The following is a 14,304-nucleotide window of genomic DNA, read 5'->3' as shown; positions in this document are numbered from 1 at the left end:
ATTCGCTTGTTCACGACAGCTACGGGGTGAGGGACCGACATGTCAGAGCGCATGCACGTACCGGACGCCTTGCGCGGCACCGGCGTGATCTGGGTGTTCCTCGGCGGAATGGCCGGCACCTTCGTCCGCTGGCTCGCCGAGGAGAATCTGCCGTCGGGCAAGGGGCGGTGGCCGTGGGACATCTTCACCGTCAACATCGCCGGCGCACTGATTCTCGGTTTCCTGCTGCAGTTGCTGCTGCGACTGGGGCCGGACGCGGGTCTTCGCAAGAAGATCCGGCTCGGGGTCGGCACCGGCTTCTGCGGCAGCCTCACCACCTACAGTTCCTTCGCCCTGGACCTCTCCGACCTCGGTCGTGACGGTTTCCCGTATCTGGCTGCCGGGTACGCCGCGGCGAGCGTCTTCATCGGACTGATCGCGGTGGCGGTGGGGGTCGCCGCCGCGCGCCGGTGCGTCCCGCAGCCCGCGGAGGCGACACCGTGATCGTCCTCGCCATGATGGTCGGCGGCGGGCTCGGCGCCGTGACCCGCTTCGTCCTCGACGCGCTGATGCGCACACGCAAGCTGACCACCGCGATCGGTCCGACCGCCATCATCAACATCCTGGGTTCACTGCTCATCGGTCTGATCGCCGGGTGGGCGACCACCGGTTCGCTCGACTCGAACTGGAACGTCATCATCGCCACCGGCTTCTGCGGCGGGTTCACCACGTTCTCCACCTCGATGTACGAGACCCTGTTCTTCGGTCTGACACCCCGCGCGGTGATCTATCAGGCGTCGACTCTCGCCGGGTCGGTGGTCGCGTGCCTGCTGGGGCTGGCCCTGACCCTGTGAGCGACCGGCGGGTGTCGGGGACCTCGCGACGTCAGTCGCCGCCCGCGCCCGGATGTCGCGCGCTGCGGATGGCCGTGTACGTGGGCGATCCCGACTACGTCGTGCAGGATCTGGTGCACCACGGCGTCGTCGATCATCGAGTAGCGCACGCGGCGCCCGGCCCGGGCGGTCCGCACCCACCCGCTGTCGCGGAGGGCACGGAGCGACTGCGATGCCGCGTTCTCGGTGATCCCCACGCGCTCGGCGAGTTCGGCCACCGCCAGATCGGGCTTGCGATGCATCTCCACCAGGAGCGCGAGGCGGGTGGGATCACCGAGAAGAGCGAAACGGGTCGACCAGATCTCGATCTGTCTCGGCGTCAGCCGCTCCCGCGACTGCGCAGACCGTTCCGCCATGCGCATTTCCTCTCGAACTCGTGTGGTCATTCCATCACGGTCGGGGCCGCGCCCGCGACGGGTCCGTCGATCGTTTCCGCGAATCCGGCCGCGCCGCCGAATCTCTGATACACGTTCAATTCGACATATGTCAGTTCACACACATGTCCCGTCCTCCTTCGACGTCAGGCACAGCTCCATGCGCACCAGCCGCCTCCTGTGTCCCGCCCTCGTCCTCGTTCCGGCTCTCGTCCTCGGCCTCGCCGGGTGCACGTCGTCCGACGCCGGAGGCACCGGCCAGATCGTCCTCGCCGACGCCGTCGAGCTCGGCGGCTACAACCCCCTCGACGGCTACGGGACACTCGGCGTCTCGCCCCTCTACGAGGGTCTCCTCCGGCCGTCGGCAGCGGACAGCTCCCGGGTACCAGACCTGGTGCCGGCGCTCGCGAGTGAGCCCCCGCGCGCGGTGAGCCCGGGGGTCTGGCGGCTGCCGCTGCGCGAGGACGTCCGATTCTCCGACGGCTCGGCACTCGACTCCGCCGACGTGGTCGCCACCTACCGCGCGCTCACCGACCCCGCGGTCGCCTCGTCGGTGAGCGCGGCGATCGGCCCTATCTCCGAAGTCGCGGCCGAAGGTCCGCACGCGGTGACCGTCCACGTGACCGGCGAGGCCGATCCGTCACCGTATCTGCTGCTGGGCATCGTTCCCTCGGAGAAGGTCGAGAACCGTCCGGCCGCGGATTGGGACATCGGCAGGCATCCGGTGGGCACCGGCCCGTACCGACTCGAATCCCTGCAGCCCGATCAAGCGGTCTTCGTCGCGCGCGAGGACTACTGGGGGTCGGCGCCCGCCCTGAAGAAGGTGGTCTACACCTACACGCCCGACGACAACGCCCGGGCGCAACGGATCGTCAGCGGCGAGGTGTCGGGAGCGAACCTGCCGCCCAAACTCGCGAACAGTCTGGCGGACCGATCCGGCGTCACGGTGGTCGACGCCGACTCCGCCGACTGGCGCAGCGTGAGTCTGCCCTCGCAGAACGCGTTCACGGCGGACGTCGCCGCCCGGCTCGCGATGAATCTCGCGGTCGATCGCCGTGCGCTGGTCGACGATGTGCTCGGCGGTCGAGGCGCCCCTGCCGCCACCCCGATCTCGGCGGTCTACGGCGAGAACTACGAGCCCGCCGCCCAGTTCACGGTCGACGTCGCTCGCGCGGGCACGATCCTCGACCGCGCCGGGTGGGTCCGCGGGCCGTCGGGCGTCCGCCGGCGCGGCGGCGACAAGGCCGAGTTCACACTGCTCTACCCCGCCGACGACACCCTCCGTCGCGACCTGGCGGTCGCGTTCGCCGCCGCGGTGAAACGCGTCGGGATCTCCGTGGATCCGCACGGCGCCAGCTGGGACGAGACCGAATCCCGGCTCGCCGACGACGCGGTGCTCCTGGCCGGCGGCGAGTTCCTGTACAGAATCGATTCCCAGGTCTACTCCGCACTGCACACCCGGACGCCCGGTGCGTCGCCGTTCTCCAATCCAGGCGACTTCGGCTCTCCGGAGATGGACCGCCTGCTCGAACAGGCGCGCGCGAGCGCTCCGGGGCCGGCGAACGAAGCCCGCTACCGCGAGATCCAGCGGCTGTACCGGGAGGTGCCGTCCTCGGTGTTCCTCGCCTTCGTCCATCACACCTACGCCGTTCGCGACGACGGCTGGCGCTACGATCCCCCGGTGCTGGAACCGCATGCTCACGGGGTGGTGTGGGGGCCGTGGTGGAACCTGCCGTCCTGGCGGCGGTGAGACGATGACCATCGCGCCGAACCGGCCCGCCGTACGGCGACCGGCCCCGATCGACGAACCGCCCGAACCGCGCGCCGGCCGATCCCGGACGCGCCGCGCGGGCCGACTGCTCGTGCGCCGCGCCCTCATCGGGGTCCCGACCGTCGGCCTCATCTCGCTCGGCATCTTCGCGCTGGCCGCGGCATCACCGTTCGATCCCCTCACCGCGTATCTGGGCAGCAGGTATCAGAGCGCGACGCAGGCTCAGCGTGAGGCCACCGTCGCCGCCTATCACGTCGATCAGAGCTGGTGGTCGGCGTGGTGGCAGTGGTGCGCGATGTACTCAGCGGCGACCTCGGCTGGTCCTCGACGCTGTCCCAGCCGGTCGCGACGGCGCTCACCGAACGCCTGCCCTTCACCTTCGGCATGGCCGCGGTGAGCTTGACGCTGGCGACCGTGATCTCACTGTCGGTCGGGACCGTGGCGGGCATGCGGAGGGGCGGACTGCTCGACCGATGCTGCACCGCGGGCGCCACCGTTCTCGCCGCCGTCCCGCCGTTCGTGGTTTCGCTGGTGCTGGTCACCGTCTTCGCCGTCGGTCTGAGCTGGTTCGCGTCCTCGGGTGCGCGAACCCCGGGCAACCGCTACTCGCCGTCGGATCTGCTCGCGCACGGCGTGCTGCCGACGGTGGCGCTGACCGTGTCGATGATCCCGTGGCTGCTGTTGACCACCCGGGCCTCGGTGGTCGAGGCGACGGGCTCGGATGCCGTCCTCGCGGCGCGTGCGCGCGGGATCAGCGGGATGCGGCTGCTGCGCGGCCACGTGCTCCCGGTGTCGGTGCTGCCGACGCTCGCACTGATCGGGACCCGGCTGCCCGAACTGATCGCGGGCGCCGCGATCGTCGAGACCGTCTTCGGCTGGCCCGGACTGGCGAAGGCACTCGTCGATTCGGCCGTCGCACTCGACTTCCCGCTGCTCGCCGCGCTCACCCTGGGATCGGCGGTGCTGGTCATCGTCGGCTCGGCGCTGTCGGATGCGGCCGCCGCCTGGATCGACCCGAGGATCGGGCTCACCGCATGATCGGGCGAGTGAAGCTGCGCCCCGGCCGGACCGGATGGCTGGCGGCGGGCCTGGCGGCCGTCGCCGTCGTGGTGATCGCGCCGCTCGTCGCGGGCCCGCAGCAGCCCGACTTCGCGCGAGCGCTGACCGCGCCCGGACACGATTTCCTGCTCGGATCCGATCATTCGGGCCACGATCTGGCGATCCGGACCGCTCAGGGCCTGCAGATCTCCCTGCTCATCGCCGCGATCTGCGCCCTGGTGTCGACCGCCATCGGCATCGCCGTCGGCGTGGGAGCGGCCGCTTTCGGCGGCTGGTTCGACGCGTTGACCATGCGGTTGGTCGACGGTGTCAACGCCCTTCCCCATCTGGTGCTCGGGGTGGTCATCGCCGCGATGTGGCGGGGCGCCCCGCTCGCGATCATCGCGTCCATCGCGCTGACCCACTGGCCCGCGGTGGCTCGTGTGGTCCGCGCCGAACTCCTGAGTCTGCAGACCGCGGGATGGATCGAGTCGGCGCGGCTCGCGGGCGCGGGCCGCACTTTCATCGCCACCCGGCACATGGTGCCCGCGGTGACCGGGCAGGCCCTGGTCGCGATGGTGGTGCTTCTGCCCCACGCGGTCTGGCACGAGACCACACTGTCGTTCCTCGGCGTGGGTCTGTCGCCGGATCGGGCGAGCCTGGGCACCCTGCTCGACGACGCCCGCGGCGACGTGCTCACCGGTGCGTGGTGGACGCTGGTGGTGCCGGGGCTGGCGCTGATCGCCACCGCGCTCGCGGTGACGCGCCTGGGAACACTGGTGGCGCGGCGTCACCGACCGCCGGCCGGGAGCGTCTGGTGACGGCCGCGGTCGCCTCCCTGGCCGGCGTCACGGTGGACGTATCCGCGGACCGGGGCCGGCGGCGCACTGCGGTGCGCGTGCTCGACGACGTCTCGCTCGAACTCGCACCCGGCACGGTCACGGCGCTGATCGGCGAATCCGGCTGCGGCAAGTCGATGGTCGCCTCGGCTCTGTGCGAACTGCTCCCCGTCGGCTCGGTCGCCACCGGACGCGTGCGGATCGGCGACCGCACGCTGGACCCTCGCGACTCGGCGTGGCATCGGGTACGCGGACGAGAGGTGGGCCTGGTCCCGCAGTCGCCGGCCACGAGCTTCACGCCGGTGCGGACCATCGGAAGCCACTTGTCCGAGACGGTGACGGTACTGGGCGCGGACCGCTCGGTCCGTGAACTGGCCGACGCGGTCGCGTATCCGGCGTGGGCGCTGGACCGGTATCCGCACGAGGTGTCCGGCGGGATGGCGCAGCGTGCGGCGATAGCCGCGGCCGTCGCGGGCCGGCCGCGAGTCCTCGTCGCCGACGAGCCGACCTCGGCGCTCGACCCCGAGTTGGCCGCGGCGACCTGGCGGTTGCTCGCCGGAGCCGCGGCCGACGGCGCGGGCGTCCTCGTCGTCACCCACGACATCGAGACCCTCCGGCAGGTCGGCGTCTGCGATGCGATCGCCGTGATGCGCGAGGGCCGACTGCTCGCCCGGTTCTCAGCCGGCGAGTTCGACGGCCTCGCCTCCACGTCGGCGTCGGACGCGGCGGACGCTGCGTACTCTGCGGACGCGACGACGCGACTGACCGACGACGAGTACATCGCGCAGTTCCTGCAGGAGGTCCGGTGATCGAGGCGAAGGGTGTGACCGTCTGCTACGACGGTGTCGAGGTGGTGAGCGACGTGGACGTCGACGTCCGTCCCGGCTCGATCACCGGTGTCCTCGGGCGGTCGGGCAGCGGCAAGACCACGCTGCTGCGGGCTCTCGCCGGCCTGGTCCGGCCCGCTCGCGGATCGGTCACGTACGACGGATCGGCCCGTCCGAGGCCGGGATCGATCGCCATGCTCGCGCAGCATCCGCGACAGGTGGCCGATCCCCGATGGACCCTCGCCCAGACCATCACCGAACCGGCGCGGATCGCCGGCAGGCGCGCCGAGCGCGACACCGCCGCCGTCGCGGCGCAACGCGCCGGGCTCGCCCTCGATCTTCTCGACCGGTTCCCGTCACAAGTGAGCGACGGTCAGCTCCAGCGCGCCTGCCTGGCACGAGTGGTCGTGCAGCGTCCGGGATATCTGCTGTGCGACGAGCCGACGGCGATGCTCGACCCGATCTCGGCACGCGCCGTCGTCGAGGTGATCAGCGCGCTGGCGCGCGACGGGGTCGGCGTCGCACTCGTGAGCCACAGCCGCGCGCTCGTGCGAGCGCGCAGCCGGTGTGTGCTGGACCTGTCGGACGACGCTGCGGGTCAGCTGCCGGCCGTCGGCCGGACCGACGTGGAACCCGTCACCGACTCGTCGTCGTTGTAGGCGCAGGCCCCCTGTTCCACCTCGTCCATGCGGTCCTCGTCGGCCGGGTCCACCCGCAGCCCGACCGTCCACTTGATGAGAAGCGCGATGATCAGTGTCAGGACGAACGAGTAGCCGATGACCGCCAGCAGTGCCACCACCTGGTGTCCGAGGAGTGTCCCGCCGCCGCCGAAGAACAGCCCGTCGTGGCCCGAGTCGTTGATCTCACGGCTGCCGAAGAAACCGACGGCGAGGGTGCCGAGCACGCCGCCGACGAAGTGGACGGCGATCACGTCGAGCGCGTCGTCGTACTTGAAGACGTCCTTGAGCCGCAGCGCCAGGTGGCAGACGGCGCCCGCCAGCACGCCGATGACCAACGCGCTGACGGTGCTGACGTATCCGGCCGCGGGAGTGATCGTCGCCAGTCCGGCCACGCCGCCGGTCACCGCGCCGAGCACGGTGGCCTTGCGGGTCAGGACCCATTCGATGAACAGCCAGACCACCAGGGCCGCCGCACCGGCGACGTGCGTGTTCAGCAGGGCCTGCGCGGCGAGCCCGTCGGCGCGCAGGCCGTCGCCCGCGTTGAACCCGAACCAGCCGAACCACAGGATTCCGGCGCCGACGATCACGAACGGGATCGAGTGCGGCAGCGGAGCGCGGTTCCCGAACACCTTCCGCTTGCCGAGCACCAGCAGCAACGCGACCACAGCCGCTCCCGCCGACGCGTGCACCACCATTCCGCCCGCCCAGTCCTGTGCTCCGAGCTTCACCAGCCAGCCGTCCGGGTTCCACAGCCAGTGCGCGATCGGCGGGTACACCACCACCGACCAGGCGATCAGGAACACCACCCACCCGAAGGCCTTCAACCGGCCGACCACCGCGCCGGTGATCAGCGCGGGTGTGATGATCGCGAACATCATCTGGTAGGCGACGAAGGCGAGCGTCGGAATCGCCAGATGCGTCGCGGCGTCGACCACGTGACGCGGGTTGGTGGGCACCGACCCCAGATCCGAGAGCCCGAACAGTTCGAGATCGCCGGTGACACCGCCCTTCGACGGCCCGAACGCCAGGGTGTATCCGATGACGACCCACGTGAGAGTGACGATTCCGATCGGCACGATGTTCTGCTGCATCATCGTCAGCACGTTCCGCTTGCTGACCATGCCCGCATAGAACAGCGCCAGACCCGGCGTCATGAACAGCACCAGGGCCGCGCAGATCAGCACCCAGCCGGTGTCACCCGGACTCACTTCCAGGGACGCTCCGGCGGCCAGCACGCTCGCTGAAGGTTCAGACATTCACTCGTCTCCTCGGCTTGTCGGAGTCTGCAGGCTCCTCCTGCAGGGGGTTGGCGAAACCGCGGGCGGGGTGAGCCGCGGCCGTCGTCACTGCTGGCCCCGCCACGGTTGTGCGGGGCCGATCGGTGCACCGAGCACTTCCTCGCGCACGATCGACCAGAAGGCCCGGACCCGTTCGGTGACGGGCTGGCGCTCCACGCCGAGCACCTTGAAGATGAGTCCGCAGTCGCCGGGGAGCCGGCTCGCGCCGCTGTAGGCGCCGTCGATGAGGCCGGTCGGCACTCGGGCCAGGATGGCCTCGGCGTGCTCGGGCGGGGTCAGCACGACAACGTTGCCGAACACGTCGTAGCGCCCCATGGCGCCGGGGTGGCGGATGGGGCTGCGCTGCGGTTCGATCAGGATCTTCTCGGTGAACAACCGCGTCCCGTCGGGGCGCCGCGCCTTCATCAGCGAGGAGAAGACGTCGTACCCGAAGACCTCGTCGGCGCGGTGGTGCTTGCGGCCGGACAGCACGATCTCCGAGGACAGCAGGGTCGCCGACTCGGCGATCTCGATGTCGCTCGTCACCACGTACCGCGAGTTGCGGTGCGGGATCGTCGAACCCGGGAGGTACTCGACGTAGGCCCCATCGCCGAGCACGAAGGTCTGCGCGTGCACGGCGTAGTTGGCGTCCATCTGCTGCACCTTGGTGGCCGACTGGGTGGTGATGTGGACGCGCGTATCGGTCTCGGCCACGACGTCGACCGACAGGCGGTCGCCCTGCACCACTCCGCCGGAGGTGGAGACGATGCAGACGCACGCCATGTCGGGGACGGCCTCGTCCCAGTACAGGGCCTGCTGCACCAGCAGCGGCGTCTGGCGGTACAGGTCGGCGAGAACGGTTCTGCCACGCCGTTGTTCGAATCGCATTCGCAACGCACCGATCTTTCCGGGGGTGCCCACCCGGGCCTGTCTGGGCTGATCCTGGTAGATCGCCAGCTCGGGCAGGTCCACGGCGCCCACGGCCTCGGTCAGCCGCCGACGGAGTCGAAGAGGACTCCGTGGGCGATCAGGTCGACGACCTCTTCGACACCCTCTCCGGTCTTGCAGTTGGTGAACACGAAGGGCTTACCGTTGCGCTGCGCGGCCGAATCGCGTTCCATCACCGACAGATCCGCGCCGACGTACGGCGCCAGATCGGTCTTGTTGATGACGAGGATGTCCGACTGCGCGATGCCCGGACCGTTCTTGCGCGGGATCTTGTCGCCGGCGGCCACGTCGATCACGTAGATGAAGAAGTCGACGAGGGCCGGGCTGAAGGTGAGCGTCAGGTTGTCGCCGCCGCTCTCGATGAACACGATGTCGGCGTCGGGGAAGGTCGCCTCCATCTCCTCGACCGCGGCCAGGTTCATGCTCGGGTCCTCCCGCACCGCGGTGTGCGGGCACGCGCCGGTCTCGACGCCGACGATCCGCTCCTCGATGAGCACCCCTTTGAGCGCCTTCTGCACGTGCTTGGCGTCCTCGGTGGTGACGACGTCGTTGGTGATGATCAGCACGCTGGTGCCGCGCTCCACGAAGTGCGGCGTGATCGCCTCCAGCAGTGCCGTCTTGCCCGAGCCGACGGGTCCGCCGACGCCGATGCGAGTGGTCTTCTTCATTGGGTCCTCAATTCATGAACATGCGTACGTGCGATCGGACGTGGATCGACGCGAAGATGTCGAGCATGGGAGCGAACGTGGACATGTCGTCCAAGCTCAGGTCTTTCACCGCGTGGTAGTCCTCGTCGGCGGTCGCGCCGACATCGAAGAGGATCTGCTGGGTGTCCATGTGGTCCACGCGAACCACCCGCAGCGCCGCTCCCACCACGGTCGCGGCGACGCCGTACTGGTGGATGCCGAACGACTCCTGTTCGCCGGCACCGATTTCGGCGAGCACCAGGGCCCGGGTGGCGGGATAGGTGCCGGGCACCTCGCCCGATTTGATCCGCTCGAGCCAGTCGGCGATCGGCGCCGACTCCGGCGCCAGACGGAGTCCCAGTTCGGCGAGCTTGCGGCCCATCCGCGTCACCATGACGCGGCCCTCCTCGTTGAGCTTGCGCTCGATCACCGCGAAGTCGGCATCCGCGAGCCCCGCGTCGTCGCAGGCGAGCGCGGCGCGGTGCGCGTGCAGCACGGCGATGCCGTCGCAGGACGCTCCCTGCTTCACGCACACCTGCACGAACTGCCGCAGGCTCTCGGCGTCGGTGACCAGGCCTTCGGCGACGGCCGTCTCCAGGCCGTTGGAGAAGGAGAACGAGCCGACCGGCAGCATCGTGTCGGAGAACTGCATCGCCCGCATGAAGCGGGTGATGTCGGGGACGGCGCCGGTCTCGGTCACGTCAGTGGTCGTCACCGGCGTGGCCGTGCGGATGCGTGTGGGTGTGGCCCCCGCCCTCGCGGGCCGCACCGCCGAACAGCCGTCGAGCCTCGTGCGGCGCGATGTACGGGATCACCTCGGCGCCGGGGATGAACCGGTGCACCACGCCCTCGAGTGCGTGCGTGCGCATCACCGAGTTCATCACCGGCTGCGCGACGGTGAGCGGCACGTACACCTTGACGCCCTTGACCACGGCGGGCCAGTGCGGGTTGCCGATCGCATGCCCCAGCTCCAGACAGGTCTGGATCACGGTGTTCTCGTCGCGTCCAGCCACCTGGCTCAGGTCCACCTCCATCACGTCCTGAAGGGTGATCCGGGCGATGATCGCGGTCTTTGCGTCCTCGTCGTATTCGAGCACGTCGCCGTCGCGGAGCTGCACGCCGCGGTCCAGCGACACGGCCACCTCGTCGCCGTTGGCGGTGGTCCGCCACAGCCGCGACTTCTGCGCCTCCCACTGGTCGAGGAAGACGTAGTCGCAGTCGGCGTCGGCCAACCGCGCCTTCCATTCGTCGTCGTGCTCGTTGCCGAGAATCGACTCCACGACGTTGAGCCCGGTCGCCGGACTTTTCATGAAGAGTTGCCTCCGTAATGCGGTCGGTAGCGGGTGCGGTCAGCTGATGAAGTTCAGCTGAAGAAGTACAGCTGGTTGAGACTGATGTGGGTGGCCGGTTCGACGTACGCGTGCTCGCCGTCGACGGTGACCGCGAAGGTCTCGGGATTCACCTCGATGTCGGGTATGTAGTCGTTGCGGACCATGTTGTCCTTGCTGATCTCACGGGTGTCCTGGACGGGGATCACCTGGCGTTCGAGTCCGTACCGTTCGGCGATCCCCGACTCGTACGCCGCCTTGGAGACGAAGGTCGCGGACGTCTCCTGCAGGGTCTTCCCGTAGGCGCCGTACATCGGGCGGTACATCACCGGCTGCGGGGTCGGCAGGGACGCGTTCGGATCACCCATCGCATGCCAGTTGATCACTCCGCCCTTGATGACGGTGCGGGGCTTGGCGCCGAAGAAGGCCGGCTCCCACAGCACCAGGTCGGCCATCTTGCCCGGGGCGATCGAACCGACCGAGTGGGCCAGACCGAAGGTGATCGCCGGATTGATCGTCACCTTGGCGACGTAGCGGAGCACGCGGAAGTTGTCGTTGCCCGGCGCGTCCTCGGGCAGCTTGCCGCGGGACCGCTTCATCGCGTCAGCCATCTGAACGGTGCGCAGCCAGTTCTCGCCGATCCGGCCCATCGCCTGCGAGTCGCTCGACACGATCGAGATGACGCCCATGTCGTGCAGCACGTTCTCTGCGCCGATCGTCTCGGCGCGGACGCGGCTCTCGGCGAAGGCGACGTCGGACGGCACCAGCGGATTCAGGTTGTGGCAGACCATGATCATGTCGAACAGCTCCGCCTGCGAGTTGATCCCGTAGGGCAGCGTCGGGTTGGTGGACGCGGGCAGCACATTGCGTTCCGCGGTCACGCGGAGCAGGTCGGGCGCGTGACCGCCGCCCGCGCCCTCCTAGTGATAGGTGTGAATCGTCCGGCCGTCGAATGCGGCGATGGTGTGTCCTCGACGTAGCCGGCCTCGTTCAGCGTGTCGGTGTGGATCGCCACCTGGATGTCGTAATCGTCGGCGACGGCCAGCGCCGTCTTGATCGCCTCCGGTGTGGAACCCCAGTCCTCGTGGATCTTGAGACCGCCCGCCCCGGCGAGCAGCTGCTCCTCGATCGGCGGACGCCGCGACGAGTTGCCCTTGCCGCAGTGCAGGACATTCACCGGCAGACCTTCGTTGGCCTTGAGCATCATCTCCAGATTCCATGCGCCGGAGGTGATCGTGGTGCCGTTGGTTCCGTCGGTGGGACCGACGCCGCCGCCGATCAGCGTGGTGATGCCGCCGGACAGTGCGGTGTACGACTGCTGCGGCGAGATCATGTGGACGTGCGAGTCGAGGCCCGCCGCGGTGAGGATCAACTGCTCGCCGGAGATCGCATCGGTGGCCGGCCCGGTGATCAGGCCCGGCGTGACTCCGTGCATGGTGGACGCGTTGCCCGCCTTGCCGATACCGGCGATCTTGCCGTCCTTGATACCGACGTCGGCCTTCACCACGCCCAGTTCGGCGTCGATGATGACGACGTTGGTGATGACGATGTCGAGGGCGCCGGTGTCGCTCGTCGACGACGGGTCCTGGCCCATACCGTCGCGCAGCGTCTTGCCTCCGCCGTAGATGGCTTCGTCTCCGATGACCCGGAGGTCCTTCTCCACCTCGACGTACAGATCGGTGTTGCCGAGGCGGATCTTGTCGCCGGCGACCGGACCGAAGAGTCCCGAGTAATCCTTCCGAGAAATGCTGGTCATCACTTGTCCTCAATTTCTGACGTACGGGCTTGTGCGGGCTGTGGCGCGGACTTGAAGCCTCGCTGCTCGAGCAGGTCCACCACGTGCTGATAGCGCGGCCGGTAGACGTCGCGCACCGGAGCCCAGCCGTTGACGATGCCGTTGAACCCGTACACCCGGCTCTTGCCGGCGAACGGAACCAGCGTCACGTCCTGTTCGTCGCCCGGCTCGAATCGCACCGCGGTGCCCGCCGGAATGTCCAGGCGCCATCCGAAGGTGGCGGGCCGATCGAACTCGAGTGCCCGGTTCGCCTCCGTGAAGTGGAAGTGTGATCCGACCTGGACCGGCCGGTCACCGGTGTTGCGCACGGTGATCTTCTGTCGGGGCCGCCCGACGTTGAGCTCGATCGGCTCGTCCCGCAGGACGTACCCGCCCACCGGGACTCCCGAGGGCACCCCATCGTCGTTCGTCGAATTCTCCGAGGCCATGCTGCGCTACCCTTCGTAAGCTCGCCGAGTGGTGGTCAACGAATCGGATTGTGGACCGTCACGAGACGGGTGCCGTCGGTGAACACGGCTTCCACTCGGACCTTGGTGATCATGTCGCCGACGCCTTCCATCACGTCGTCGACGGTGAGGACGTTGGCGGCCTCGCTCATGACCTGTTCGACGGTCTTGCCGTCGCGAGCGCCCTCGAGTGCGGCGGCGGTGATGATCGCGACGGACTCGGGGTGGTTCAGTTTGAGCCCGCGGGCTTTTCGACGTTCGGCCACCATCGCGAGATTCAGAATCGTCAGCTTGTCGAGCTCACGCGGCGTCAAATGCATGCCATCCCCTTGAAAGACATCGAGCGGTGATCCCGCCGCCGTCTCCGCACGGAAGACCGCGGTGTGACTCATGTGATTTGAACTAGCACCGGCTCCGACTCGCCGCTGAGTTCTGGACAACTCGCCCGAAGACCGGCGCACGGTAGCACCCGATGGCGCGGAATGTGTTCCAGATCAGTGGATTTCGGCCGTCCGAATGGTCACGCCACTTTCCGGCGTCGACGACCCCACTCGGCGATAAGACCTCGCCGTCAACCGTAGGTGCGGCGCACGGCGTCCGACTCGGTCGGCAGCGGCTGATCAGGGCACTTCTCGAGAACCCGGGAGATCGCGTCCTTCTCGGCGCCGGTGACCCACAGGCGGTACTTGAGTTTGACCGCCACCTGCCGCGCCACGTATGCGCAGCGAAAGCTCTTGTTCGGCACGAGCCAGGACGCCGCGTCCGAGTCGGACTTGGCGGAGTTGGGGGCGCGCGTCGAGGCGATCAGGTTCAGCGGATCGTTCGAGAAGGCGATCCGCTCGGCCCGGCTCAACTGCTGTGCGCCCTTCTGCCACCCGTCGCCCAGGCTCACGACGTGGTCGATCGGCACCAATGCCGATGTCTTGTTCCCGCGCACGAATTCGACCACCGAGCCGGTGTACGGGTCGTGCAGAGTCCCTGACTGCACCACGCACGGCGGCACGCGGGGCGAGGTGCCGCGGACCTTGCACGTCACATCGGTCAGATCGCGGGAGAGGATGTCCTCCCGCGTACTCAGCCCGTTGCGACCCCAGGCGGCGGTTTGGTCGTCGGTCCATGCCGGACCGAACTCGGCGCGCGCGTACCCCGTCTTCGGCGCCCGCCCCTTGACCGCGAGTCGCGCCAGCCCGGCCCGCGCCGTCCCCACGGGAGCGGGCGCCTGCGTCTCCGGCTCGACGGCCCCGGACGGGGACACCGGTACGGGAACGTGCGAGCGCGTCACCGAGGGAGTTGCCGGAGCCTGCGCGGCGGGCGCGGGCAGCGAGCATCCGGACACCAGGCCGGCGACGAGCGCTCCGGAGGCGACTGCCAGAGCTGTCCGTCGCGGCCTCCTCGTCATTCCCACATGCGCGAGAGTAGACGG

The 14,304-nt window shown here is 69.0% G+C and carries 17 protein-coding genes and 1 pseudogene; 7 read left to right on the top strand and 11 right to left on the bottom strand.

Annotated features, from left to right (window positions below; translation table 11 throughout):
• The first annotated feature begins 39 nt into the window (after positions 1–39).
• Positions 40–483 (top strand): FluC/FEX family fluoride channel, encoded by a 444-nt coding sequence (locus tag GSI01S_RS02435; RefSeq protein WP_006894759.1) that lies wholly within the window; start codon positions 40–42, stop codon positions 481–483.
• Positions 480–833, top strand: a complete 354-nt coding sequence (locus GSI01S_RS02430) for a fluoride efflux transporter FluC (RefSeq protein ID WP_006894758.1) — start codon at positions 480–482, stop codon at positions 831–833. The genes GSI01S_RS02435 and GSI01S_RS02430 overlap by 4 nt, the downstream gene beginning before the upstream one ends.
• Here the strand turns inward: GSI01S_RS02430 and GSI01S_RS02425 are convergent.
• Complete coding sequence (locus GSI01S_RS02425; RefSeq protein ID WP_006894757.1) at positions 770–1,228, bottom strand: ArsR/SmtB family transcription factor; 459 nt, start codon at positions 1,226–1,228, stop codon at positions 770–772. The genes GSI01S_RS02430 and GSI01S_RS02425 overlap by 64 nt on opposite strands.
• 178 nt (positions 1,229–1,406) lie before the next feature.
• Here GSI01S_RS02425 and GSI01S_RS02420 point away from each other — a divergent pair, with 178 nt between their 5' ends.
• The 5 genes and pseudogenes from GSI01S_RS02420 to GSI01S_RS02400 all read left to right on the top strand — a co-directional run bounded on the left by GSI01S_RS02420 (position 1,407) and on the right by GSI01S_RS02400 (position 6,380).
• Positions 1,407–2,996, top strand: a complete 1,590-nt coding sequence (locus GSI01S_RS02420; protein WP_039866726.1) for an ABC transporter substrate-binding protein — start codon at positions 1,407–1,409, stop codon at positions 2,994–2,996.
• A 4-nt stretch (positions 2,997–3,000) separates the two neighbouring features.
• A pseudogene (locus GSI01S_RS02415) lies at positions 3,001–4,055 on the top strand (ABC transporter permease).
• Entirely contained in the window at positions 4,052–4,876 is an 825-nt protein-coding gene (locus tag GSI01S_RS02410; RefSeq protein WP_006894754.1) for an ABC transporter permease, read from the top strand. The pseudogene GSI01S_RS02415 and the gene GSI01S_RS02410 overlap by 4 nt, the downstream one beginning before the upstream one ends.
• Positions 4,873–5,703, top strand: a complete 831-nt coding sequence (locus GSI01S_RS02405; RefSeq protein ID WP_006894753.1) for an ATP-binding cassette domain-containing protein — start codon at positions 4,873–4,875, stop codon at positions 5,701–5,703. The genes GSI01S_RS02410 and GSI01S_RS02405 overlap by 4 nt, the downstream gene beginning before the upstream one ends.
• The gene (locus GSI01S_RS02400; RefSeq protein ID WP_006894752.1) at positions 5,700–6,380 is read left to right on the top strand and encodes an ABC transporter ATP-binding protein; all 681 of its coding nucleotides are present in this window, start codon (positions 5,700–5,702) and stop codon (positions 6,378–6,380) included. The genes GSI01S_RS02405 and GSI01S_RS02400 overlap by 4 nt, the downstream gene beginning before the upstream one ends.
• Here GSI01S_RS02400 and GSI01S_RS02395 read toward each other — a convergent pair.
• The 10 genes from GSI01S_RS02395 to GSI01S_RS02355 all read right to left on the bottom strand — a co-directional run bounded on the left by GSI01S_RS02395 (position 6,320) and on the right by GSI01S_RS02355 (position 14,280).
• Positions 6,320–7,657: an ammonium transporter gene (locus GSI01S_RS02395; RefSeq protein ID WP_006894751.1), complete on the bottom strand. Its 1,338-nt coding sequence runs from the start codon at positions 7,655–7,657 to the stop codon at positions 6,320–6,322. The two genes, GSI01S_RS02400 and GSI01S_RS02395, sit on opposite strands and share 61 nt — an antisense overlap.
• 87 nt (positions 7,658–7,744) lie before the next feature.
• Complete coding sequence (locus tag GSI01S_RS02390; protein WP_006894750.1) at positions 7,745–8,659, bottom strand: urease accessory protein UreD; 915 nt, start codon at positions 8,657–8,659, stop codon at positions 7,745–7,747.
• A gap of 8 nt (positions 8,660–8,667) precedes the next feature.
• The gene (gene ureG, locus GSI01S_RS02385) at positions 8,668–9,294 is read right to left on the bottom strand and encodes an urease accessory protein UreG (protein ID WP_006894749.1); all 627 of its coding nucleotides are present in this window, start codon (positions 9,292–9,294) and stop codon (positions 8,668–8,670) included.
• Between the two features lie 7 nt (positions 9,295–9,301).
• Entirely contained in the window at positions 9,302–10,027 is a 726-nt protein-coding gene (locus tag GSI01S_RS02380) for an urease accessory protein UreF (RefSeq protein WP_233500102.1), read from the bottom strand.
• Positions 10,014–10,622, bottom strand: coding sequence for an urease accessory protein UreE (locus GSI01S_RS02375; RefSeq protein ID WP_006894747.1), 609 nt, complete (start codon positions 10,620–10,622; stop codon positions 10,014–10,016). The genes GSI01S_RS02380 and GSI01S_RS02375 overlap by 14 nt, the downstream gene beginning before the upstream one ends.
• Positions 10,623–10,675: 53 nt before the next feature.
• Entirely contained in the window at positions 10,676–11,521 is an 846-nt protein-coding gene (locus GSI01S_RS20755; protein ID WP_006894746.1) for an urease subunit alpha, read from the bottom strand.
• The gene (locus tag GSI01S_RS20750) at positions 11,518–12,396 is read right to left on the bottom strand and encodes an urease subunit alpha (protein WP_006894745.1); all 879 of its coding nucleotides are present in this window, start codon (positions 12,394–12,396) and stop codon (positions 11,518–11,520) included. The genes GSI01S_RS20755 and GSI01S_RS20750 overlap by 4 nt, the downstream gene beginning before the upstream one ends.
• Positions 12,396–12,863: an urease subunit beta gene (locus tag GSI01S_RS02365; RefSeq protein ID WP_006894744.1), complete on the bottom strand. Its 468-nt coding sequence runs from the start codon at positions 12,861–12,863 to the stop codon at positions 12,396–12,398. Before GSI01S_RS02365 ends, GSI01S_RS20750 begins: the two co-directional genes overlap by 1 nt.
• Positions 12,864–12,898: 35 nt before the next feature.
• The gene (locus tag GSI01S_RS02360; protein WP_006894743.1) at positions 12,899–13,201 is read right to left on the bottom strand and encodes an urease subunit gamma; all 303 of its coding nucleotides are present in this window, start codon (positions 13,199–13,201) and stop codon (positions 12,899–12,901) included.
• Positions 13,202–13,452: 251 nt separating this feature from the next.
• A complete protein-coding gene (locus tag GSI01S_RS02355) occupies positions 13,453–14,280 on the bottom strand; it encodes an HNH endonuclease family protein (protein WP_081598052.1) in 828 nt (275 codons plus the stop codon).
• Positions 14,281–14,304 lie beyond the last annotated feature (24 nt).

The organism is Gordonia sihwensis NBRC 108236 (assembly GCF_000333035.1).
Taxonomy (GTDB): Bacteria; Actinomycetota; Actinomycetes; order Mycobacteriales; family Mycobacteriaceae; genus Gordonia; species Gordonia sihwensis.
This window is presented reverse-complemented; position numbering and strand designations above follow the sequence as displayed.

Coding starts and splice junctions, on each gene's coding strand:
- GSI01S_RS02435 (WP_006894759.1), top strand. CDS start 40: ATGTCAGAGCGCATGCACGTACCGGACGCCTTGCGCGGCACCGGCGTG.
- GSI01S_RS02425 (WP_006894757.1), bottom strand. CDS start 1,228: ATGGCGGAACGGTCTGCGCAGTCGCGGGAGCGGCTGACGCCGAGACAG.
- GSI01S_RS02420 (WP_039866726.1), top strand. CDS start 1,407: ATGCGCACCAGCCGCCTCCTGTGTCCCGCCCTCGTCCTCGTTCCGGCT.
- GSI01S_RS02410 (WP_006894754.1), top strand. CDS start 4,052: ATGATCGGGCGAGTGAAGCTGCGCCCCGGCCGGACCGGATGGCTGGCG.
- GSI01S_RS02395 (WP_006894751.1), bottom strand. CDS start 7,657: ATGTCTGAACCTTCAGCGAGCGTGCTGGCCGCCGGAGCGTCCCTGGAA.
- ureG (WP_006894749.1), bottom strand. CDS start 9,294: ATGAAGAAGACCACTCGCATCGGCGTCGGCGGACCCGTCGGCTCGGGC.
- GSI01S_RS02375 (WP_006894747.1), bottom strand. CDS start 10,622: ATGAAAAGTCCGGCGACCGGGCTCAACGTCGTGGAGTCGATTCTCGGC.
- GSI01S_RS20750 (WP_006894745.1), bottom strand. CDS start 12,396: ATGACCAGCATTTCTCGGAAGGATTACTCGGGACTCTTCGGTCCGGTC.
- GSI01S_RS02365 (WP_006894744.1), bottom strand. CDS start 12,863: ATGGCCTCGGAGAATTCGACGAACGACGATGGGGTGCCCTCGGGAGTC.
- GSI01S_RS02360 (WP_006894743.1), bottom strand. CDS start 13,201: ATGCATTTGACGCCGCGTGAGCTCGACAAGCTGACGATTCTGAATCTC.
- GSI01S_RS02355 (WP_081598052.1), bottom strand. CDS start 14,280: ATGACGAGGAGGCCGCGACGGACAGCTCTGGCAGTCGCCTCCGGAGCG.